Annotated in this window: 17 protein-coding genes; 4 read left to right on the forward strand and 13 right to left on the reverse strand. The window is 37.4% G+C overall.

Going from position 1 to position 22,724, the window contains the following annotated elements; genetic code table 11:
* Nucleotide 1: 1 nt before the first annotated feature.
* The 5 genes from ACXAGJ_RS20755 to ACXAGJ_RS20775 all read right to left on the reverse strand — a co-directional run bounded on the left by ACXAGJ_RS20755 (nucleotide 2) and on the right by ACXAGJ_RS20775 (nucleotide 8,466).
* Nucleotides 2–1,339 (reverse strand): TolC family protein, encoded by a 1,338-nt coding sequence (locus tag ACXAGJ_RS20755; RefSeq protein WP_474842565.1) that lies wholly within the window; start codon nucleotides 1,337–1,339, stop codon nucleotides 2–4.
* A complete protein-coding gene (locus tag ACXAGJ_RS20760; protein WP_073319385.1) occupies nucleotides 1,308–4,535 on the reverse strand; it encodes an efflux RND transporter permease subunit in 3,228 nt (1,075 codons plus the stop codon). Before ACXAGJ_RS20760 ends, ACXAGJ_RS20755 begins: the two co-directional genes overlap by 32 nt.
* On the reverse strand, nucleotides 4,535–5,701 hold the full coding sequence (locus ACXAGJ_RS20765) for an efflux RND transporter periplasmic adaptor subunit (RefSeq protein ID WP_474842566.1): 1,167 nt from the start codon (nucleotides 5,699–5,701) through the stop codon (nucleotides 4,535–4,537). Before ACXAGJ_RS20765 ends, ACXAGJ_RS20760 begins: the two co-directional genes overlap by 1 nt.
* Nucleotides 5,702–5,864: 163 nt before the next feature.
* A complete protein-coding gene (locus ACXAGJ_RS20770) occupies nucleotides 5,865–6,323 on the reverse strand; it encodes a MarR family winged helix-turn-helix transcriptional regulator (protein WP_073319393.1) in 459 nt (152 codons plus the stop codon).
* Nucleotides 6,324–6,540: 217 nt separating this feature from the next.
* On the reverse strand, nucleotides 6,541–8,466 hold the full coding sequence (locus ACXAGJ_RS20775; RefSeq protein WP_474842569.1) for an ABC-F family ATP-binding cassette domain-containing protein: 1,926 nt from the start codon (nucleotides 8,464–8,466) through the stop codon (nucleotides 6,541–6,543).
* 58 nt (nucleotides 8,467–8,524) lie between these two features.
* Here ACXAGJ_RS20775 and ACXAGJ_RS20780 point away from each other — a divergent pair, with 58 nt between their 5' ends.
* Nucleotides 8,525–8,911 (forward strand): DUF983 domain-containing protein, encoded by a 387-nt coding sequence (locus ACXAGJ_RS20780; protein ID WP_073319399.1) that lies wholly within the window; start codon nucleotides 8,525–8,527, stop codon nucleotides 8,909–8,911.
* On the opposite strand, the gene ACXAGJ_RS20785 is transcribed toward ACXAGJ_RS20780, so the two are convergent.
* The 8 genes from ACXAGJ_RS20785 to ACXAGJ_RS20820 form a co-directional block, all read right to left on the reverse strand.
* Nucleotides 8,908–9,948: an NAD(P)/FAD-dependent oxidoreductase gene (locus ACXAGJ_RS20785; protein ID WP_474842571.1), complete on the reverse strand. Its 1,041-nt coding sequence runs from the start codon at nucleotides 9,946–9,948 to the stop codon at nucleotides 8,908–8,910. The two genes, ACXAGJ_RS20780 and ACXAGJ_RS20785, sit on opposite strands and share 4 nt — an antisense overlap.
* A 70-nt stretch (nucleotides 9,949–10,018) precedes the next feature.
* Nucleotides 10,019–10,909, reverse strand: a complete 891-nt coding sequence (gene porN, locus ACXAGJ_RS20790; RefSeq protein ID WP_474842573.1) for a type IX secretion system ring subunit PorN/GldN — start codon at nucleotides 10,907–10,909, stop codon at nucleotides 10,019–10,021.
* A 16-nt stretch (nucleotides 10,910–10,925) separates the two neighbouring features.
* A complete protein-coding gene (gene porM / locus ACXAGJ_RS20795; RefSeq protein ID WP_474842575.1) occupies nucleotides 10,926–12,473 on the reverse strand; it encodes a type IX secretion system motor protein PorM/GldM in 1,548 nt (515 codons plus the stop codon).
* Between the two features lie 49 nt (nucleotides 12,474–12,522).
* On the reverse strand, nucleotides 12,523–13,152 hold the full coding sequence (gene porL, locus ACXAGJ_RS20800) for a type IX secretion system motor protein PorL/GldL (RefSeq protein WP_073319410.1): 630 nt from the start codon (nucleotides 13,150–13,152) through the stop codon (nucleotides 12,523–12,525).
* A gap of 76 nt (nucleotides 13,153–13,228) precedes the next feature.
* A complete protein-coding gene (porK, locus tag ACXAGJ_RS20805) occupies nucleotides 13,229–14,602 on the reverse strand; it encodes a T9SS ring complex lipoprotein PorK/GldK (RefSeq protein ID WP_474842577.1) in 1,374 nt (457 codons plus the stop codon).
* 110 nt (nucleotides 14,603–14,712) lie between these two features.
* Complete coding sequence (locus ACXAGJ_RS20810) at nucleotides 14,713–15,876, reverse strand: formimidoylglutamase (protein WP_474842579.1); 1,164 nt, start codon at nucleotides 15,874–15,876, stop codon at nucleotides 14,713–14,715.
* A gap of 3 nt (nucleotides 15,877–15,879) precedes the next feature.
* Nucleotides 15,880–18,387, reverse strand: coding sequence for a type I DNA topoisomerase (gene topA / locus ACXAGJ_RS20815; protein WP_474842581.1), 2,508 nt, complete (start codon nucleotides 18,385–18,387; stop codon nucleotides 15,880–15,882).
* A gap of 106 nt (nucleotides 18,388–18,493) precedes the next feature.
* On the reverse strand, nucleotides 18,494–19,285 hold the full coding sequence (locus ACXAGJ_RS20820) for a hypothetical protein (RefSeq protein ID WP_474842583.1): 792 nt from the start codon (nucleotides 19,283–19,285) through the stop codon (nucleotides 18,494–18,496).
* Nucleotides 19,286–19,413: 128 nt separating this feature from the next.
* Here ACXAGJ_RS20820 and miaB point away from each other — a divergent pair, with 128 nt between their 5' ends.
* From miaB to ACXAGJ_RS20835, 3 genes are read left to right on the forward strand one after another with little or no spacing between them, the layout of a single operon-like run.
* Nucleotides 19,414–20,859, forward strand: a complete 1,446-nt coding sequence (gene miaB / locus ACXAGJ_RS20825) for a tRNA (N6-isopentenyl adenosine(37)-C2)-methylthiotransferase MiaB (protein ID WP_474842585.1) — start codon at nucleotides 19,414–19,416, stop codon at nucleotides 20,857–20,859.
* A gap of 34 nt (nucleotides 20,860–20,893) precedes the next feature.
* Nucleotides 20,894–22,159, forward strand: coding sequence for a sigma-54 interaction domain-containing protein (locus ACXAGJ_RS20830; protein ID WP_474842587.1), 1,266 nt, complete (start codon nucleotides 20,894–20,896; stop codon nucleotides 22,157–22,159).
* Nucleotides 22,160–22,202: 43 nt separating this feature from the next.
* Nucleotides 22,203–22,709 (forward strand): LptE family protein, encoded by a 507-nt coding sequence (locus ACXAGJ_RS20835; protein ID WP_474842589.1) that lies wholly within the window; start codon nucleotides 22,203–22,205, stop codon nucleotides 22,707–22,709.
* The last annotated feature ends 15 nt before the right edge of the window (nucleotides 22,710–22,724 follow it).

Here is a 22,724-nt window from a genome sequence, read left to right on the forward strand (position 1 = left end):
TTTAAAATTCTATATTCAATAATTGCCCTGTAAGTTGTAACAACTGTAGTTCTGCAATCTTGGCATCATACTTTGCCAGATTTTTATTGGTCTGTGCATTAATCAAATTAATTTGAGCCAATCTAAACTCGATGGATGTAATCTGTCCTAGTTTAAAGCGTTCTTTGGATCTTTCAAAATTATTTTGATTGGTAATTACATTCTGCTGTTGGATTTCATACACCTGTAATCGGTTTTCATAATTACCCAGCGCATTTGCAATATCTCTTTTAACCTCCTGCTCTACTTGTCGCTGTTGGATCTCAGTGTTCTCTAAGGTTATCTTCGCGTTTTTAATTCGGGTTATTGTAGATCCTCCATCAAAAATATTCCAACTTAGATTCACCGACGCCGATAATCCATCAGATATCGAGGTAGCCAAGAAAGCCGCCGCATTGTTATTATTTTTGTTCCAGCCATACGTTCCTGTCAGGCCAACTGTAGGCAAATATCCAGATTTACTGACTTTTACATCATACTCATTGATCTTGATGGCACTTTGATTACGCAGAATCCTCACGTTATTTTCCATAGCCTTTTCCATAAAACTACTGATCTGTAATTTATTGATAAAACTTACAGTAGTATCCACTTCAAAAGCCTGAGCCAGCTCATTGTCCAAAATCAAATTCAGATCGCGTTTTGTATTCAATAGCTGTTGCTTTGCATTAATAAGATTGATACTATCATTAGCCACGTCTACCTGAGCATTGAGAACGTCTAGCTTGGTATTTTGCCCATAATCAAACTGGTAATTCGCTCGGGTAATTCGTTCTTGAGAGATACGAAGGGTTTCTTCCAAAATCTCATTATTTTCGGTAAGCCTGGCAATTTCAAAATAGACAGTAAATAGTTGCAATAAGGTATTCTCGATAGTCTCGCGAGCTTGAAGCTCTGTAAGATTATATTGCTCTTTCAGTCGTTTATAATTGTAAAAACGCCCTAAACCATCAAACAACGTATAGTTAAGATTCACCGACGCATTGTAGCGATCACTTTCTGCACCATTCAGCACATTTGTTTCGCCATTAGCAAATTGAGCTTCGATATTATCTCTATTGTATACCGCAGATGCATTCCCGGATAGCGTAGGTAAATAGCCTGAATTGAGAACACTTTTATTGTTTTCGGCAACTTCGATATCGTTTGTAGCCAAAATGATTCCAAAGTTGTTTTCTAATGCTAATCGTATCGCCTCCTGTTTGGTCAATTTTTGAGCAACCACTCCAGACCCCATCAACAGAAAGAAAACAAATTGTGCAACCGATCTAAGCTTCCTGTAATTCCTGGTGTTCTTCATGAGTTTCATTTTGTTCTTTAATCGCTCGTTCTACTTCTTCTTTGGTTATTTTATTTCCGGTAATCAACCATTTTGTAGATACTTTTACACTATTGTTGAATGACAAAAACAATGGTAATACCAGCAGTGTAAGCACTGTAGCAAATCCAATTCCATAGGCAATAGAGATCGCCATCGGGATCAAAAATTTTGCTTGTCGACTTTCTTCAAAAATCAAAGGAGCTAAACCGGCTATAGTAGTTAAGGATGTTAGGAAAATAGCTCTAAAACGGGATCTTCCTGCTTCATAAATGGCATGATCAAAGGTCATTCCCGCTCGCAGATTACTATTGAATTTACCTATGAGGACGAGGCCATCATTCACCATAATTCCGATCAACGCAACAATCCCTAATAATGATAAAATATTGATTGGAAAACCATGTATCCAGTGTCCTAATGCCACTGCAGGAAGACTTAAAGGAATCAATAACAGCAACAATAAAGGCTGGCTATAACTACGGAAAGTAAATGCAATGGTAATATAGATCAATACCAAAACAGTTAATCCTACCGGGCGTAACGATCCTAAGAATTTTCCTGCCTCTCGATTTTGGCCTTCGTACGATGGAGTTACTGTAGGGTATTTGGCTATAATTTCTGGCATAATATCGTTTCTGATCTCCTCCAACACATCGGTAGAACTTGTCGCTTCCGGGTTTTTAAGATCCGCAGAAATTTGCACTTCTCGCCTTCCTTCGAGGTGATTTACAGCCACATCTCCTCGTTCTATACTATAATTAGCAATTTCGCTCAAAGGAATTTTTTCTCCAGAGTTCGTTGCAATTCTCATATTATCCAAATCCAGGATCGAAGAACGGTTTTCCCGATCATAACGTACCCAAACTCGTATCTCATCCTGTCCTCGTTGAAAACGTTGCGCCTGCACTCCAAAGAATCCAGATCGTACCTGTGCCATCACATCTCTTAGATTTAAGCCCAAGGCATATGCATTTTCTTTAAGTTCAAGACGTACCTCTTTGATACCTGCTGGGTCATTATCGGCTACATCTTTTAATCGATCATCATCTTCCAGTACCTTTTTGAGCTCTGCCTTGGCCGCTTTTAGTTCCTGAATATTATTTCCTAATAAGGAAACCGATACCGGACTCCCTCCAAAATTACCACCAGAACCAAATATCAATCGCTCGGCTCCAAATACAGGCCCTACTTTTTGACGAATACGATTGGCAACCAAACCAGAATTAATGGCATTTGGCCTTTCTTCTCCCGGTAATAGGTTGATTCGTAAAGAGGCATCTGAAGATGATGTTACTCTGCGGATTACATTTTCAAACAGTACTTTACCTTCATATTCTTCATCTTGTAGATACTCTTCAGTCAATTCCTGGTTGACGATCCATGCTTTTTCTTCAATAATAGAAATGATGGAGTCCGTAATTTTTTCATTGGTACCATTGGGCATCCCCAGATCTATCGATACTGCATCACTGGCAATACGTGGAAAAAATGCCGTTCGTACAATTCCACCACCAATACTACCAATAGTCATGATCAATAAAACCAGAAATATAGAAAAGGTAAACAGTTTATTTTGCAGCGTAAATCGTATGGCTGGGCTGTATAAATTATCTCTAAGCCAACGCATAATACGATCTCCAAACGTGTTGATATAGCGAAGTTTTGCAAAAATCTGTGCGATCCCTTTCTTTGGACTATTATCTTGTGGTTTTAGTGCTTTTGAGTGCGCCAAGTGAGCAGGAAGAATGATCAATGCTTCGACCAGCGAAACGGTAAGCGTAAGTATCACAATAACTGAAACTTCTCCAAAGAAATCTCCGATCCGCCCATCCAGGAATAAAAATATCCCAAAGGCCAGAATGGTAGTGATAATGGCAGAAATAATTGGCGGAATTACTTCCATTGTACCATCGATTGCTGCCTGAATCGGACTTTTTCCCCGTTCATAATGCTGGTATATATTTTCTGCAATCACAATACCATCATCTACCAATATCCCGATCACGATAATCATCCCGAACAAAGACAATACATTGATAGTAACATCAAAAGAACCGGCAAAGACAAACATTCCCAAAAAGGCAATGGGCAATCCAAACGCTACCCAAAATGCTAATCTTGTGTTCAAAAACAACGACAAGAAAGTAAGTACTAGTAGCATCCCAATAATTGCATTTTCGGTCAAAAGCTTGGTTCGTTGCACAAGTGTGATCGAACGATCACTAACCACATTCAGCTCGACATTATTGTACTTTTGATTAAACTCTTCGATATAGGCTTTTGTTTTCTCTGCCGACGAAATCAGATCTTCAGTATTGGTACTGGTAATCTCAATATTTACGGATAAATCTCCATTAAAATAAGTCGCATTCGGTGTTTCAGAAAAACGATCTCTGATTTGTGCTACATCTTTTAATCGTATGGTATTTCCCGAAGACTCGGCACGGATGATCAAATTCGAAAGTTCGTTTCCATAGTATGATCTATTATTGGCACGAATCAAATACTCTTCTGCATCGGTCTTGATAGTACCTCCGGTAGTTAAAATATTAGCTTGACTAACGGCCTGAGCTACTTGATTAAAACTTAGATTATATGCCAGCAAACTATTTTCATTTACTGCTATCTCTATTTCTTCTGCCGGATATCCAGAAATGGTGATTTGAGAGATCCCATCGATCCCTCTAAGATCGTTTTCTATTTGCCTTGCGATTTGTTTTAAGGTAATTAGCGGAATATCCTTTCCACTCACTACAAAATTGATAGTAGGTCGAACCGCCTCCTGTTTGGCCACCACTATAGGTTCCATCCCTGTTGGAAAAGTAGGTACGCGATCTACAGCATTTTTAACTTCTAACAACATGAAATCGATATCCTTACCTTTTTCGATTTCCACATTGATATTTCCGCTGTTTTCTCGGGATGTCGAGGTCACTCGTTCTACCCCCTCAAGCCCTTTTAGGTTATCTTCGATCTTTAATACAATCCCTTCTTCTACTTCCAGAGGCGAAGCTCCCGGGTAGGTAATGCTAATATTAATGTTCTTAGAATCGGTAAGTGGGAAAAATGAAGATTTAAGTGACAACGCACCAAAAACTCCAAAGATCAGAAAAGCAATCACTATGACATTTACCGCCACATGATATTTGATAAAATATGCGATGATTTTTCTCATTACTGGGCTGCTTTTCTATTGCTAATTGCTCGTCCTTGCCCTTTCTTTTCCGGGGTTTTACTGCCAAACACAGATACGAGCATTCCCGCATAGGCTCCCGGAACTGCCTTGGACACCATGATGGTCTGATCCGGAATTCCCTTAAGCACTACTTTTTTATCCGAAAAATATACGGGTTGTACATCTACCACATCCAAAATACTATCACGAACTACAAATATTTTATTCCCTTCCTGAAGCAGACTCCTGTCTATTTCAATGGCGTTTTTTTCGTTTTTTGCATCCAGATTGGCTTCCAGATACATTCCTTCTCGTAGTGAAGGTTCTGATACCTGAATAAAGGCAGTGATGGTTTGCGTAGCCTGGTCCACTCTTCCATTAATACGGATTACCTGACCACTATACGTTTTGGTTTTATCCAAATTGGTAAGTGCTACTGATTTTCCTACTTGCAGTAGATCTCCATATTCTTTACCTACAGCAACTTCCATTTCGTATACATCGGTATTGATATATTCTCCCAACTTTTGCCCCTGACGTATCAAGGTACCTTCGTTAACCAAGGCTTCGGTAAGCACACCATCAAAAGGCGCAGTTATGGTATACTTGGCCAAACGCTGCTCCAAATTCTTTACATTATAATAGGTAGTATAGATATTTCTTCCGGTAATAAAGTATTTTTCTTTTTCTGAAGAGGTTTCTGGTAACTCCGGAGTTACCTTATTCATATCTAACTGGTTAAGATATGTTTGCCATTTATCGTATACTTCGGGATAATCCAATCGAAGATCTGGCATTATGGATGTTACCAGATTGTATAAATTACTTTTGGCAGACTGCACACTTGCATAATATTCTGAAGCATCAATTCGTATTAACGCCTGCCCTCTCTTATAATTTTGTCCTGTTTTGAATAGTTTGGATCCTCCTTTGAAGACTCCTTGCACCTCTGCATATAACTCCAATCTTCTTTTGGCCGTGAGATTACCATTGGCCTGGATGACTATAGGCACAGTCTTATTCTTAACCGTGTCTACAAAAACGGTTTTTACAACCTTGGGAGGTTTTGGTTTTTGTCGTTTGTTACTATCGATCAATGTAGAGGCAAAAAACACTGCACCGATAACCAACAACACACCCAATATAGCAAGTATAATGTTTCTCATAAGTAGTTTTGTTTAGGCTTTTCCCGAGAAAAACTGCACAAAGCTATCAACAACCTAATTAGGTTGCAGTTAAAGAACTCATAAAAATTAAATCAAGGATTCTTTAACAAAAAAGCATCTGTAAACAGATGCTTTTGAATGAGTTACTTATTTTTCTAAGCTATTATTCTTCTGCTATTTCAGCTATTTTACCTTTTACTTTTTTCAATACATTGATCAAAACTTCAATTTCTTCGTCGTTTAGGCTTTCCTGAACTGCCGGAATAAGATCGTACATTATTGGCTGTACTTTCTGAATTACCTGCTTTCCGTACTCCGTTAAAAAAATACGATTTACTCTTCTGTCGTTTTCATCGCTTTTTCTAACCACCAGGTCTTTACTCTCCATAGAATTTACCAGACGCGTCATTGATGTTTTGTCTCGATGCGTGATGAACGCCAAATCATTTTGGGGTTGCCCGTCATTTACATTCAATCTTTTTAGAACACTCCATTGCTCTTTAGACAGGTCCAATCCATTTTCTGTAAACGCTTTTTGTACTAGGAATCCAAAATCGTAGTGAATCTTACCAACCCAAGATAAGGCATGAGCATTCAAATCAATGGCTTTTGTATTATTCATAAATACTGTTGTTTAATTTTTGATACAAAAATATCCATAAAAATCTAGTTGCTACTGTCGCTAACCATAAAAATATCGTAAAAGTAACATTGGGTTTTTTCGGGAATTTCAAATTCTCCCTTATCTTTCTGTTTGATTCTCAAAAAAGACAACGACTAGCTCAAAAAAAGAAAATTAATTGAGTAAATATTGAGAATTAGATAAAAATTAAAGCGTTCTATTGACTGGTCAACAAGTCAATCTCTTCTTGAAGAATTTCCCAATTATCCATTAATGCTGCCAACTCATCCTTTTTTGCCTGATACGTATCAAAAAAGTTAGGTGCAGCAATGGTTTGGTCATAGTTAACTGCAAGCTCGACATCTATTTCTTTGATTTCTTTCTCCAGCTTATTAATTTTTGCCTCTACATTGCTTAGCTTGTTATTCAACGATTTCAGTTTCTTTTGATCCTGATAGGATTGTTTTGCAGTCTCTTTGGAATCAGCAACTTCTTTATGTTGAATTTTATCTTTCTTTTCTATTTCTCGTAAATCTGCCACCTTACGCTGGTCCAGATAAAAATCGATATCTCCCAAATACTCTTTTATGTTTTTATTTTTGAACTCATAAACGGTATTGGTAAGTCCCTGAAGAAAATCTCTATCGTGAGACACCAGGATCAAAGTCCCTTCAAAACTTTTTAAAGATTCTTTTAATACATTTTTTGATTTAATATCCAGGTGATTGGTAGGCTCATCCATCACAAGCACATTAAATGGCTGTAAAAGCAATTTACATAGCGCCAATCGATTTCGTTCTCCTCCAGACAGCACTTTTACTTTTTTATCCACTTCATCTCCTCTAAACAAAAATGCTCCCAACATATCACGAACCTTACTGCGATTTTTTTCGTTGGCCGCATTCACCATAGTTTCGTGAATAGTAAGCTCTCCATCTAAATATTCTGACTGATTTTGGGCAAAATACCCTATTTGCACATTATGTCCTAGTTTGAGGGTACCTGTATGCTCAATCTCGTCGATGATGATCTTGGCCAGAGTTGTTTTTCCTTGACCATTCTGCCCCACAAAAGCAATCTTGGATCCTCGTTCTACCAAAAGATTAATATCGTTCAAAATCTCTTTCTCTCCATAGGATTTCCCAACGGTTTCTGCTTCGATGACCACTTTACCGGGTTGTACACTTACTGGGAAACGAACATTCATAACCGCATTATCGTCTTCATCGACTTCAATACGTTCTATCCTATCCAGTTTTTTGATCAGAGATTGTGCCATCGAGGCTTTTGAGGCTTTGGCACGAAACTTCTCGATGAGCTTCTCGGTTTGTTCAATTTGTTTGGATTGATTTTTCTGTGCCGCTAATTGTTGTTCTCTAATTTCATTGCGCTGCACTAAGTATTTTGAGTATGGGGTATTGTAATCATAAATACGCCCCAAGGATATTTCGATAGTACGATTGGTTACATTATCCAAGAACATCTTATCGTGCGAAACGATTACAACGGCTCCTGCATAACTCCTTAAGAAATTTTCTAACCATATGATAGATTCAATATCCAAGTGGTTGGTTGGCTCATCCAGCAATAAGATATCGTTATTTTGTAATAACAATTTAGCCAGTTCGATACGCATTCTCCACCCACCAGAAAAAGTATCTGTTAATCTTTCAAAATCCTCTCGAGCAAATCCCAATCCTTGGAGCACTCTCTCGGTATCTCCTTCATAATTATATCCTCCTATAATCTCGTAATGCTGTGTAAGATCACTTAATTCGGTAATCAGCTCGTTATAAGAATCACTTTCGTAATCGCTACGCTCAGCAAGTTGCGCATTGATTTTATCCATTTGCCGCTCTGCCTTCTTAATTTCGGTAAAGGCTTCATAGGCTTCCTCCAACACAGTTCTCCCTTGCACAAAATCGATATCCTGCTTCAAGAATCCAATATTTATCTCCTTGTCCAGGGCTATTTGACCAGAATCTGGTTCTTGTTCTTTAGACAAAATTCTGAGCATAGTGGATTTTCCAGCTCCATTTTTCCCTATCAGGCCAACACGGTCTCCGGCATTTAACCGAAAACTGATTTCTTCAAACAGATATTCTCCTCCAAATGATATTGATAGGTTATGTATGTTTAACATGAGCTTTTGAATATTTTGTGCAAAGATGATTATTTTTGTGTTAGCATAAAAGGAACATATGAACTTCTTAAAAGGCACAAAAATAAATAGCATAGTAAATGGCAGTTGCCCTGTATGCCAACAGGAAAGCATGTACCAAAATTCAAATCCTTATAAACTAAGCGAAACCTTAAAAATGCGGGAGCGTTGTGGTCATTGCCATACTAAATACAAAATTGAACCTTCCTTTTTCTATGGAGCCATGTATGTAAGTTATGCAGTAGGAATCGCTTTCGCTGTAGCAGCGTTTGTGATCGCTAACTTGTTGTTGAAACTGAATTTGTTGCATACATTTTTTGCGATTGTAGGCACCTTGGTAGTGTTTATGCCAGTCATTATGAGGTTATCCCGAAATATCTGGATTAATCTTTTTATGCACTACGACAAAGAAAAAAGCTGGTCTTAATTACCGAAGCGTTTGATATCCATTTCGACAGGTAATGGGGTACCATTTTCTATGAATTCATATAACTGACCTGCTATCGTTGGCCCAATAAGTATCCCTCTGCTTCCTAAACCATTCAGAATATAGACATTTTGATATAATGGATGTACTCCTACCAAAGGTCGTCTATCTTTGGTTGTAGGCCGAATTCCCGCAACCTGCCCAACAATTTGATATTGCTTTTTAAGAATTGTGTTCAATTTTTTAATTAATTCCTCTCTTGCGGAAGATGTGGTCTCCGGTGTTTTATCCTGGTTGTCATAAGTGGCACCAACTTTATACACATCATTTCCCTGAGGAATGATAAAAACAGAAGATTTTATAGCAACATCCAATTCTAAAGACTCACATTTGATCAAAAGATACTCTCCCTTATTACCCACCAAAGGCAAATCATTGAAAAAAGGATTGTTCTTTACGCCAAACCCTTCAGTAAATACAATATGCTTGGCTCTGTAATCTTTATAAACAACATAACCTTCTTTTATCTCTAATTCTGAATACTCAAAAGAACTTTGAACAAAACTATCTTTTTGAGTCAAGTAGTCTGCATAAGAAGTCAGCATTTGTTCAACTTCAATTTTTCCGGTCTGTTTTACTTGCCCATACTGAAAAGGAACATCCAAAGCCTCATTGGTGTTGGGAATAAGATCAGGAGATAAAAAGTGTTTTAGAATTGGTTTGTCACTCGCTTCAAACCATGAATTTTGTTCTTCTACCGAGTTAAACCTTCTTAGTACCGGAAGATCGGTTACCAGTTGTTTCCCTAGCTTAGTTTCAATGCTTTTATAAAACGGCACTGCTTTCTCCATTTGCTCCAAAACATTCCAGGCTGCTGTAAAGCGTTTTAAGATTACAGGGTTATAAATACCTCCTGCAACTCTGGAAGATCGTTGTGAAGCGTTTTCAAACACAACGAATGACCTATTATGATCTTCTAGTTGTTCAACAAAAGATAAGCCTGATAATCCGAAACCAACGATAATGTAATCCAACATGCTGCAAAAATAAAAAAACGCCCGACTAATAGTCGAGCGTTTTCTATATATCTCTTAGATAAAGTGACTTTTAATAAGACCACATATCTAGTTCGAAATTTCTAATACTTTCTTTAATTCGTTCACTTTCCAGAAGTTGCATCAGGGCATTATCCACGATATAATCCTTAATCTCGCGGTCACCTTGTTCATTATCTTCCTTGTATATAATCGAATTAAATCGTCTCGCATTTAAAATATGATCGAGAGTAAACGGCATCGATGTGTTTCTTCTATTAAAAGAAGAAGTATTATGAAGAATTTCTCTTACATCTGGATACCACACCCAAAACAAAGCTACCATATCTGGCTCATCGTCATCAATAAAGTTTACATCGGGAGCTACTGGAGCTAATCCAAGTAATCTATATCTCAATTCACCTTGGCGCTTATCAAAATACCAATATCCTCTGATTTTATATTCTGCAATATCGGCTGAAGTAATATCCCTTCTATTAATATATTGAGGGTCTACCTGCTCACCTGCATTATACTGCTCATATCCTAAATCCGTAGTATCAATTTTAGACATTGTAGACTGTAAGTCTTCGAATGTACGGGTTTCTGTAAAATATGAATCTGAATAAATATTCTTAACCTTACCGTTTCTAATATTTGTTACCAATACATCGTATAATGAACGACGATTAGCGCCAATATTATTAGTATCTATAGGATAATATAACGGGAAGTTAATTCTTTCATCAAGATCTATAGTTTCCCAAGTAGTCTTAGCCCATAAAACATCACGTTTATCAACGTAACCATACTCTAATGGATGATCGTTATCGTAAAGGATCTGTTCTTGTGTCTTCTTTCCTATATCTGCAGGCTCTGAAGCATTCAACACATTAGCCTGACCATACGAAAGATGACAAACAACCAAGCTAAGAACGGTTAATACTAAGTTTTTCAAATTCATAACTCTTAAGTTTATTTTAGTTAGTTAACTCAACAATTACCGGAGATATTTTCTTCAATCTATATCCAGCGTTTGTAGTTAACTGCGCTTTTATATCAATAATCTGCACAGAAGATCCTCTTTTTGCCTTACGTAATGCAGACTTCGCTTTAGAATCTAATCTACCACCACGTACACTTACTGTTGGCTGACCTTCTACCTTAAATTTAAATCCAGTTACTTTCAGTTTGATATCAAAATCAAAGTCTGGTAAGATCGCACCGATAGACGATATTTGTAACGCATTTCTAGCCATTTTTATTGCACCGTCTTCTCCACGTACAGTTCCAACTGGTCTAGGAATATCCTTAATTCTAAATTTCTTACTATCGCTTACAGTAGTACCGTTTGGTAATTTACCGCTTACTTTAATGCTTACTTCACGTCCTTTAACCGCAGTTACATTCATCATGTATTTACCTGCACCTCCAACTTTCTTCAATCCTGTAGCCGATGCATTTACATTAGGCACACCAGGAATAGAGATCGTCATTGGGTTGTTTACACCACGATATACAACGTTCATTTTATCTGCAGAAATTACCGCCGAGTTAGGTCTAGGAATTACAGTATAAGAACTCTTAATTTGAATAGGAACAATTGAATCCCCTTCTTTAAACTCAAGTACACCTTTTATCTCTCTTTCTCCTACATTCCCTGCAGGGAAATCTAACATAATTTGACCATTCTGCACATCAGTTTGTTCTTTTCCGTTTACTTCTACTTTTGTAGGTTTTAAAGTAGCATCAAAACGTCCCAAAACGATCTTACCTTTGAAGCTCTCTCCACTAAAGAAAGCCGTCTTGTCTGGAACAACAATTGCTTCGTAATTACTAAATGATAATTCTGACGCTTGCTGACCTGCTAATAGTGCAGAAAGCACTTTACTTTCTGTAGTCTTAACATCAGCTTGCATTTGCGTAAGCTTTGTTAAAGAAGCTACCAATGGGAACCCTTCAAAGTTGTAGTTCAACCATTTTTTAGATACTCCTGATCTGTCTTTAACATCTCCTGTTGCAAATGTTTTCTCAACATCACTTGCTATAGCTGCATCTACTTCTTTTACTTCTTTGATAGCTGCAGAAACACCGTCACGGTATTTAGATATGTTATCTATAAACTCTTGCGCTGCCGCAGTAGTTTTTCCTCCTTCAAAGAATTTTTGATCCAAGGTAAGTGACTTATCCATTGTCTCATAATCCGTAGGATCACTTAATCCTTCAGTAATTTCAGTTTTTAACTGATCGATATAAGCATTGAATTCGTTAGAAAGCGCACTAATTTGATCTGCTTTTTCTTTAAGAGGTGTATACTTTTCTGGTTGCTCCGAAACTTTTTCGGCCAAACCAGCCATAAATGCAGTATTACGCTCTGTTGCTATGGTATTAGACTCGGTTAACTTTTCGTTCATTAATCCGAATGCTGATAATACTTCTTTTGACATGTTTAGTGCCATCATTGCGATGAAAACCAAGTACATCAGGTTAATCATCTTTTGCCGTGGGGACAATTTTCCTCCTGCCATATTCTTCTTAGATTTTGGTAGTTATATAATTATACTCAATTATTTAATGTTAACCTCTGTTCATTGCAGTTAACATACCACCATATACTCCGTTTAGAGAAGAAAGGTTAGTAGCAAGATTCTCCATTTGTTGCTTTAATTGCTGTGCATTTGCTGCAATTTGCTCATTAGCTTCAGCTTGCTTCGCAGAAGATTCTAATTGTACCTTGTAAAGGCTATTTAATGACTCTAGGTGAGAAGCAGCAGTAGCCATCTCTTCGCTATATTTCTTAGTTCCTTGGATAGCATCTACAGTAGGAGAGATGTTTTTTGCAGCACCTTCGAAGTTACGGATGCTTTCTCCTAAACTACTCATCAAACTAGAATCTACTCTAGCTTCTTTAAGCATTTCGTCTAATTTCTTAGATAATAAACCTTCTGGAGTTTCCTCTTTTTGTTTTTTATCTTTCTTTTGTCCTCCAGCTAATTCTGGATATACAAGAGACCAGTCTAGTTCGTCGTCTACTGGTTCGAATGCAGAAACTGTAAATACGAATGCTTCTGTAATAAGACCAATGATAAGCATTTGGTTACCAAATGGCCAGTGCATAATCTTAAAAAGTGCACCGAGAATTACAACGGCCGCTCCTAGACCGTATACCATGTTCATTAACTTTTTGCTTGCTTTTGAATTTGCCATAATAAAATGTGTTTTGTTTTTTAAATCTAAATTTTAAAAAAAGGGTTAGTAATTAAGTTGATAGAAAATTTTGGGACTATTTCTGATTCACAGTGTTATCTTCTCCAGTAGCGTCAGTACCCATGTAGTCCTGAACAGTTCTGAATCCAATATAACTTCTAGCTGAATCCGCATATTCGTAATCTCTGGTACTTACCTGTAGGAAGTAAGCGACATCTTTCCATGAACCACCACGAACAACTTTACGTTTATTCTCGGAGTCATTAACATTCGGGTTCATAGACGAAACAAACTCATATGCAGAAGGATCATAAGAAGACTGCACCCACTCAGAAACATTTCCTGCCATATTATACAGGTTGTAATCGTTTGGGTCAAACGTTTTGGCTTCTACAGTATATAAAAAGTTGTCGGCTGCATAATTTCCTCTAAGAGGCTTGAAATTAGCAAGGAAACAACCTCTGTCATTTAAAGCATAAGGACCACCCCAAGGGTAAGTTGCAGACTCTAAACCTCCGCGAGCCGCATATTCCCATTCTGCTTCAGTAGGAAGTCTGAAATAGTTTACAAACTCCTTACCTTTTCTCTTTTGAAATGTATTTTTCTCAATAGTTCTCCATCTACAGAAGGCTTTTGCTTGTTCCCAAGAAACACCTACTACTGGATAATCATCATAAGCACTATGCCAAAAATAATCGTTGTGCATAGGCTCATTATATGAATACGTAAAATCCTTGATCCAAACTGTAGTATCAGGATATACTTTGATCACTTCTTCCTTTACGAAATCTTTTCTTCCACCTTTTCTAGCTCTTGCCGCAGCTTCGATATCCATCCAGGTAAATCTAAATTCGTACTTACTTACATCTAGTGTACGTCTTCCGTTATAAGACTCTTCTAAAGGAATGTACATAGTATCCATAACCTCAGCGTAAAACTCATCCGGATAATCCTCGATATCCCAAACAATATCTACGTCTTTGTTTAGTTTTCTTCCTTCATAACCAGTTTCTCCAATACCACTGTAGTTTTCGTACATGTATTTTTCATACGGAGTCATATCGGTAGTATCTGCATCTAAAAACGCAAATTCTCCGATACCTTCATCTTCTGGTACTTTACCAAGATCATCGGCCATAATTGCCAATCGTGTTCGGATAATAGAATCTCGAACCCAGTTCACAAATTGACGATACTCACTATTGGTAATTTCGGTCTCGTCCATGTAGAAGGAACGAACGGTAACCATCTTTGTTGGTGCGTTTGCTAACGCCGCTTTGTCATCATCTGACTTACCCATAATGAAAGAACCTCCTGGAATTAGGGCCATTCCGTAAGGCTTTTCTGGGTGCCATTTTTTCCCTTGCGCTCCAACCAGTTCTCCTCGGTTTCCTCGACCACAACTATAGAGCATTGCTACAATAGCAAAGAGTGATACAAATTTCTTCATAACGTGTTTTAGGTTAAGATCTTCTAGATTTAAGGACGTAAACCTATTTATTTATTTTCAGAAAAACAATTTTTTTCTAAAAAAAACCTTAAATCTGCCTAATAAAAATGTTAAACTTCGTTTTTTCGTTTTGCCTTATACCATCTTTCAGGTATTTCTTGATTACAAGCACGCTCATAATCGTTGTATGTGCAAGGTAATAACGTATGTCTTTCCAATTTATTATTACCAGATGAAATAAATGGTATTTCTATCCACCATCTTCCGGTTTTTGCACTTTTATAAAATGATAAAATTTCATCTTCTATGGGCACATTATAATGTAATGTACTCTTCAAATTTTTCACATCTAATTCGTTGGATCTGTAATTCACCCCTTCTACAAAATACCATATCATTTGGGCAATCAATAGAGCAGCCGTTTCTTCGTTCTTAAAGTTCTTGAATTCATAAATTCCAAAACTTTTTACTTTATCACTGATCCCCGCATAACGTGCTATAGCGCATATCTCCCTTCCATCAAAACCATTTGGAGACGCAATACTTCCCTGTAGACTTGTCGAATTTAAAACTCCTAAATCTAACGCTACGATATCAGCATCCCTCATAATAGGTTCTACAATAGTAATATCTGAAATTACTTCACCCAATCGATATGCATCAAAATATAACTTTTCGATCAAGTCGATTTCTTCTTGAGGATTAAAATAAGTTTGATATCCTATGTTACTATAATTAAAAAGATTATAGGGTTGCTCTACTATAATTTTACCTACAAAAGATTTGTTTGAAATCGGTTGCGAAGAATTCCCTAGATCAAATCTACTATCTACATTAACCAGATTTACCATACGCTCTAAAATATCAAAAGAACGATATTGTGCATATACCAAATCCTGGCTTCCTCCTATAATAATAGGAATGATGTTTTTTTGTAATAATGCAGATAATACCTCCTGAACCAAATAATATGTATCACTCACTTCGTTTCCTGGAGTCACATCCCCCAGATCCACAATATTGGCGCTCCAATTTCCTGGGTATAATTCGTAAAAGGATTTACGGACAGTATCAAAATTTAACTTCTCCCCTAAAAAATCAATGTCATTACGATTTTCTCTTACACCCAATAAGGCTATATCCACCTTTTTGAGATCGGGTACTCCTTGATCGACAGTATGAATTTTTATTTTTTTTCCTAAAGCATGTTCGGAGAGCAACTTGGTATGCGCAGCAACTAAATCACTAACAGGAGCAAGAAATTCGAAAGACATTATTTATTTCTTTTTGGTAGTCGTTTTCTTTTTGGCAGTTGTTTTCTTTTTTGTTGTCTTTTTCTTGGGAGCATTCTTCTCGATAAGATCTTTTACTTTATCCAAGGTCAATTTGGTAGCATCCACAGTCTTAGGCAATTCAATTTTGATTTTCCCTTGGATGATATTACTTCTTCCCCATCTTGCTTTTTCTACACGAATACCTTCTTCTTCCCAATTATGAATCACCTTATCGATCTCCTTTTGTTTCTTTTCTTCGATAAGGTGTACAATTTCTTCATCAGTAAGATTATCGAAATCATACTTTTTACTCACATTGATAAACATATTGTTCCATTTCAGGAACGGACCAAATCTTCCTTTCCCTTTTTGAACTGGTAGATTTTCATATGTATATATAGGAGCATCTGCTTTTTCTTTCTCATCGATAAGTACGATAGCTCTATCCAGATTTACCTCCAGTGGATCCTCTCCTTTAGGCAAGGAAACAAACTTATCTCCAAAACGAACATAAGGTCCAAACCTACCATTATTCACAACAATAGTTTCTCCTTTATAATCACCTAACTCTTTTGGCAATTGGAACAAATCCATCGCTTCTTCAAAAGTAATGCTACTCAACGTCTGCCCCGGGGGTAAACTTGCAAATTTTGGTTTATCTTCATCATCGGCAGTTCCGATTTGTACCATAGGACCAAATTTTCCTAATCGTACACTCACCACCTTCCCTGAAGCCGGATCCTCACCAAGGATGCGCTCCCCTACTTCTCTTTCTGCATTTTGCGCAACATCTTCTACTCTTGGATGAAATTCTTCATAAAACTCTTTCATCACATGGGTCCAGTCTTCCTGACCTTCGGCAATCTCATCAAAATCCTGCTCTACCTTTGCGGTAAAGTTATAATCCAGAATCGCAGAGAAATGATTTACCAAAAAGTCATTTACCACAACTCCTACATCGGTAGGGATCAATTTCCCTTTATCACTTCCTACTTTTTCAGACAACTTATTTTCTTTTACAGTGTCTCCAGACAACATGAGTTGCACATACGGTCTTAACTCTCCTTCTTTAGCTCCTTTCTCTACATAATTCCTATTTTGAATAGTAGAAATCGTTGGTGCGTAAGTAGAAGGTCTTCCAATCCCAAGCTCTTCTAATTTTTTTACGAGAGAAGCTTCAGTATATCGACTTGGCGGACGCGTAAATCTTTCAGTCGCTGAGATATATGCATTATATAAGGTCTCGTTTACTTTCATCTGAGGCAAAATTCCTTTTTGCTCTTCATCTTCATCATCATTACCTTCCAAATACACTTTCAGGAAACCTTCAAACTTGATCATCTCCCCGTTAGCCGTAAAATGTTCATTATGCGTATTTGCCTCGATTCTCACATTAGTCCTTTCCAATTGAGCATCGCTCATTTGCGAAGCAATTGCACGTTTCCAGATCAACTCATATAATCGTTGTTGATCATAATCTACATTTACCGTATGTCTCGAAAAATCCGTAGGACGAATCGCTTCGTGAGCTTCTTGAGCCCCTTTGGCTTTTCCTTTATATTGTCTTGGTTTGCTATACTCTTCTCCATAGGCTGAAACGATCTCAGCTTTAGCTCCGTTTTGCGCCTCTACAGAAAGATTGACACTATCTGTTCTCATGTAAGTGATTAAACCGGCCTCATACAATCGCTGCGCCATAGTCATGGTTCTACTTACCGAAAAATATAATTTACGAGAAGCTTCCTGCTGTAATGTAGAAGTAGTAAAAGGGGGAGCTGGTGATTTTTTGGCTGGTTTTTTCGTCAACTCACCAACCTTGAAAGCAGCTCCTATATTTTTTTGAAGAAACGCTTCTGCTTCTTCTTTAGTTTTAAAATTCTTAGGAAGTTTAGCTTTAAACGATTTTCCACTTTCGTTAGAAAATTCTGCATCAATTCTGTAGGATGCCTCTGGATTAAAACTAGTGATTTCTCTTTCGCGCTCAACGATTAATCGTACAGATACTGATTGCACTCTACCTGCAGACAATCCACCTTTTACCTTGCGCCATAATACTGGAGACAATTCGTATCCCACCAATCGGTCCAGAACACGTCTTGCCTGTTGGGCATTTACCAGATTATAATCGATGGTTCTAGGATTTTCTATAGCTTTTAAAATTGCATTTTTGGTAATCTCATGAAATACAATTCTACGCGTTTTTGCTTTGTCTAATTTTAGTGTTTCTGCAAGGTGCCATGCAATCGCCTCTCCTTCTCGGTCCTCATCACTTGCTAGCCAAACCATTTCAGCTTTCTTGGATAGATCTTTTAGTTTCTTTACGACATCTTTCTTGTCTTTAGACACTATATATTTCGGAGTAAAATCTCCATCTACATCGACCCCTAATTCTTTGGCAGGCAAATCCGCAATATGCCCAAAACTAGATTCGACAGTATAATCTTTTCCGAGAAATTTTTCTATAGTTTTGGCCTTGGCAGGCGACTCTACAATCACTAAATTCTTAGCCATAATCCTTTAATTTCAGACCACAAAAGTATATCAAAAAAATGATATCAAGATTGTTTATCAAAAAATTAGTTTAAAAATAAGCTGTAAAAATAACAGCCGATCGCTTTTATTTTACAAACAATGTATTCTCTTGTTCATTCTCATCATCATCAAAACCGATCGTATCTTTATACAAATAATACACAGGCATATAGACAAAGGAAGCTGTAAAAAACACTCCTACGAAACACAAGAGAAAACCAACAAATTGAGCCAAAATTGACGAAATGATAATAAGCCCAAATGCAATCAACCAAACTTTATTTCCTAATTTAAAACTGGCTTTGACCAAATCTGAAGTACTGATATCCGGATTAAATGCAAATACTACTCCTAGTAATTGCAAAGGCACAATCACATAAAAAAGAGGAAGATAACATAATAAAGTAGCCAACAAAGCGATTCCGAATGAAGCAATGGCTAGTGTAAATATTTTGATCAAATACTTCCCCTTAAAAAACATGAAATATTTTGAGCTTTCCAGTTCACCCAAATCAGCTTGTTTACAAACCTTATAGAAGTGAGCGGTGATCCCTAACTGAAAAGCTGATGCAATAATAGACACTACTAATACTAGAATAATAAACAAAATCATTATCCCAATAGATAGCTCTTCCTGACCATATCCAGGATCTCCATACTCTGAATAACCACCTTCGTATCCTGCCAATCCCGCTAATGCAATGATAGGAATGTACATCACAAAAATTAAAGGCAGAACGATAACCGTAGAAATCAGCAAATGAATGAATCCTTGCAGCCAGACTTTTTTGAATAACTCGATACTCTTATTAAATATATCTCCAAAATCTGGGGATTTGCTATTTTCTATTTTTTCGAAAAGTTTATTGGCTTGCATAGTGTTTATTTTTGGTTGGACTTCTCAAATATATATTTTTTAAAAATAAAACCCTGCCACTTTGTCATAAATCGTATTAAAAAGTATCTTTGCACATTATTTGCCTCAATTCGTTAAGGAATATTTGTATGGAGAAGATTATAGATGAAAATAAACAAGGACAACCTCTTGTTCTAGACCAGAAGAAGGAAAACCAACGAAAGCTTTTTATCGAAAGCTATGGTTGTCAAATGAATTTTAGCGATAGCGAAATAGTAGCTTCTATTTTGGCGAAAGAAGGATTTAATACCACACAAAATCTGGAAGATGCTGATCTAGTATTGGTAAACACTTGCTCTATTCGCGAAAAGGCAGAACAAACTGTAAGAAAACGTCTAGAAAAATATAATGCCGTAAAAAAAATCAATCCAGGAATGAAAGTAGGAGTTCTTGGTTGTATGGCAGAGCGTCTTAAAAGTAAGTTTCTTGAAGAAGAAAAAATTGTGGATCTCGTAGTGGGTCCGGACGCATATAAAGATCTACCTAATCTTATCGAAGAAGTCGACGCAGGTCGTAATGCCGTAAATGTCATCCTTTCTAAAGAAGAAACCTATGGAGATATTTCTCCAGTGAGATTGCAAAGTAATGGAGTTTCTGCCTTTGTCTCGATCACAAGAGGATGTGATAACATGTGTACCTTCTGTGTAGTTCCGTTTACGAGAGGAAGAGAACGTAGTCGTGATCCACAAAGTATCATGGAAGAAATTAACGAATTGGCAACTCAAAATTTTAAGGAAATTACCTTATTGGGACAAAACGTAGATAGCTACCTGTGGTACGGTGGAGGATTGAAGAAAGATTTTGAAAAAGCCAGTGATTTTCAAAAAGCAACTGCCGTAAATTTTGCAAAGTTATTGGATATGGTTGCCGAAAAACATCCTAAACTAAGATTGCGTTTTACCACTTCTAATCCGCAAGACATGACACTGGATGTAATTGAAGTAATGGCAAAACACAAAAACATATGCAAATATATCCACCTTCCTATACAAAGTGGTAGTGATCGGATCCTGAAGGAAATGAATAGATTACATACCCGACAGGAATATTTTGATCTTATCGATAATATCAAACGTATCATTCCCGACTGTGCGATCTCGCAAGATATCATTACCGGGTTCCCAACGGAAACAGAAGAAGACCATAAAGATACCTTATCTCTTATGGAATATGTGAAATACGATTATGGTTTCATGTTTGCTTATTCTGAACGACCTGGAACACTGGCTGCTCGTAAAATGGAAGATGATATTCCTGAGCCGGTAAAGAAGAGACGTTTGGCAGAGATTATTGAGGCACAACGCAAACACAGTGCATACAGGCATCAAAGTTTTGTAGGACAAACCGTAGAAGTTTTGATCGAGAAAGCCTCAAAAAAATCGGATGCACATTGGAGTGGTAGAACCACACAAAATACGGTAGCTGTATTCCCAAAAGGAGATTACAAAATAGGAGATTTTGTAATGGTCAAAATTAATGAATGCACGAGTGCCACCCTCTTGGGCGAGGCTGTTGGGTACTCTGACAACAACTAAATAAAACAACTTAAAACCAAGTAATATAAACCGAATGGAATCTGTTCAAGCCATAAAACAAAGATTTGGAATTATAGGTAACGACCCTAAACTAAATCGTGCGGTAGAAAAAGCCATTCAGGTGGCTCCTACCGATATTTCGGTTCTGGTAACTGGAGAAAGTGGAGTGGGTAAAGAAAGTATTCCAAAAATCATACATTCATTATCACATCGCAAACATGGCAAATATATTGCTGTAAACTGCGGTGCGATTCCAGAAGGAACCATCGACAGTGAATTGTTTGGTCACGAAAAAGGTGCTTTTACCGGGGCAACGCAAACCAGAAATGGATATTTTGAAGTAGCCAGTGGAGGAACCATTTTCTTGGACGAAGTCGGTGAATTACCATTAACCACGCAAGTTAGACTTTTAAGAGTACTCGAAAACGGAGAGTTTATCAAAGTAGGGTCTTCAAAAGTACAAAAGACCGATGTTCGTATTGTGGCAGCGACCAATGTAAATATGTTTGAAGCCATCAAAAAAGGAAAATTCAGAGAGGATCTGTACTATCGTTTAAGTACGGTAGAAATTCTTCTACCTCCTTTACGAGAGAGAAAAGATGACATCCATCTTCTGTTCAGAAAATTTGCTTCAGACTTTGCCACCAAATACAAAATGCCAACCATTAGGCTTGCAGACGATGCGGTAGCCATGCTAGAAAAATATCATTGGAGCGGAAACATCAGGCAATTACGCAACATTGCAGAGCAAATTTCAGTCCTTGAACAAAACAGAACGATCTCTGCAGTAGCTTTACACAGTTATTTACCCAATATTGGAAGCAACTTGCCTGCTGTGATTTCTTCTGACAAAAAGGAAAGCGATTTTAGCAACGAGCGAGAAATTTTGTACAAGGTTCTTTTTGATATGAAAGGAGATCTTAATGACCTTAAAAAGTTGACTATGGAACTGATGAGGAGTGGCAACACCCAACAGGTACAAAAAGACAACGAAGGTTTGATTCGAAAAATTTATCGCGAAGACGAGGAAGAAAAGAACGTTCATTTTGAAGAACCGGTTACTCCTGCCGCAGAAGTGTTGCAGATTTCTTCGCCAACAGCCCCTATTATAAAGGAAGAGGACAAATATCACTTTGCCGAAGAAATTGAAGAAGAAGAAACTTTATCGCTTCAGGATAAAGAATTGGAATTGATAAAAAAATCATTAGAGCGCCACCGAGGGAAACGAAAAGCCGCTGCAGAAGAATTAGGGATTAGCGAGCGAACGCTGTATAGAAAAATCAAACAATATAACCTGTAAATGATACAGGGGTTTAAACAAAATAACTCATAATTTACAATTAATGAGCAAAGTAAAATACATTATCATTGCTATACTGGCAATCACATTGTGCCAGGGGTGCGGGGTTTACTCATTTACCGGCACCAACATCTCTCCAAACACCAAAACGTTTCAGGTCAACTTCTTTCAGAATCAATCGTCTAGGATTTTCCCCGGGGCCGATCAACGATTTACCAATCAGTTACAGGATCTGATTCTTAACCAAACTAATTTGGATTTAGTGACCTCGGGAGGAGATATTATTTACGAAGGAGAAATTGTACAGGATTATGTAGCTCCAAACACAGCTACTTCGAATATCACAGCAGCACAAAACCGATTGACCATCGCGGTGAATATGCGATTTTATGACACCAAAGATTCTACTCAGGATTTGGAACAACGCTTTTCATTCTTTTTTGATTATCCGGCATCGCAATCCGAAAACGCAGTTAGAGATGAAGCCTTACAAATCATTTACGAAAGAATCACGCAAGATATGTTTAACGCTACCTTAGCAAGGTGGTAATCTATCAAATTACAC

The organism is Aquimarina sp. AWH4_224 (assembly GCF_056160245.1).

Bases quoted from the DNA above. Each gene is read 5' to 3' on its own strand.
- ACXAGJ_RS20755 (WP_474842565.1), bottom strand. From the start codon at position 1,339: ATGAAGAACACCAGGAATTACAGGAAGCTTAGATCGGTTGCACAATTT.
- ACXAGJ_RS20760 (WP_073319385.1), bottom strand. From the start codon at position 4,535: ATGAGAAAAATCATCGCATATTTTATCAAATATCATGTGGCGGTAAAT.
- ACXAGJ_RS20765 (WP_474842566.1), bottom strand. From the start codon at position 5,701: ATGAGAAACATTATACTTGCTATATTGGGTGTGTTGTTGGTTATCGGT.
- ACXAGJ_RS20770 (WP_073319393.1), bottom strand. From the start codon at position 6,323: ATGAATAATACAAAAGCCATTGATTTGAATGCTCATGCCTTATCTTGG.
- ACXAGJ_RS20775 (WP_474842569.1), bottom strand. From the start codon at position 8,466: ATGTTAAACATACATAACCTATCAATATCATTTGGAGGAGAATATCTG.
- ACXAGJ_RS20780 (WP_073319399.1), top strand. From the start codon at position 8,525: ATGAACTTCTTAAAAGGCACAAAAATAAATAGCATAGTAAATGGCAGT.
- ACXAGJ_RS20785 (WP_474842571.1), bottom strand. From the start codon at position 9,948: ATGTTGGATTACATTATCGTTGGTTTCGGATTATCAGGCTTATCTTTT.
- porN (WP_474842573.1), bottom strand. From the start codon at position 10,909: ATGAATTTGAAAAACTTAGTATTAACCGTTCTTAGCTTGGTTGTTTGT.
- porM (WP_474842575.1), bottom strand. From the start codon at position 12,473: ATGGCAGGAGGAAAATTGTCCCCACGGCAAAAGATGATTAACCTGATG.
- porL (WP_073319410.1), bottom strand. From the start codon at position 13,152: ATGGCAAATTCAAAAGCAAGCAAAAAGTTAATGAACATGGTATACGGT.
- porK (WP_474842577.1), bottom strand. From the start codon at position 14,602: ATGAAGAAATTTGTATCACTCTTTGCTATTGTAGCAATGCTCTATAGT.
- ACXAGJ_RS20810 (WP_474842579.1), bottom strand. From the start codon at position 15,876: ATGTCTTTCGAATTTCTTGCTCCTGTTAGTGATTTAGTTGCTGCGCAT.
- topA (WP_474842581.1), bottom strand. From the start codon at position 18,387: ATGGCTAAGAATTTAGTGATTGTAGAGTCGCCTGCCAAGGCCAAAACT.
- ACXAGJ_RS20820 (WP_474842583.1), bottom strand. From the start codon at position 19,285: ATGCAAGCCAATAAACTTTTCGAAAAAATAGAAAATAGCAAATCCCCA.
- miaB (WP_474842585.1), top strand. From the start codon at position 19,414: ATGGAGAAGATTATAGATGAAAATAAACAAGGACAACCTCTTGTTCTA.
- ACXAGJ_RS20830 (WP_474842587.1), top strand. From the start codon at position 20,894: ATGGAATCTGTTCAAGCCATAAAACAAAGATTTGGAATTATAGGTAAC.
- ACXAGJ_RS20835 (WP_474842589.1), top strand. From the start codon at position 22,203: ATGAGCAAAGTAAAATACATTATCATTGCTATACTGGCAATCACATTG.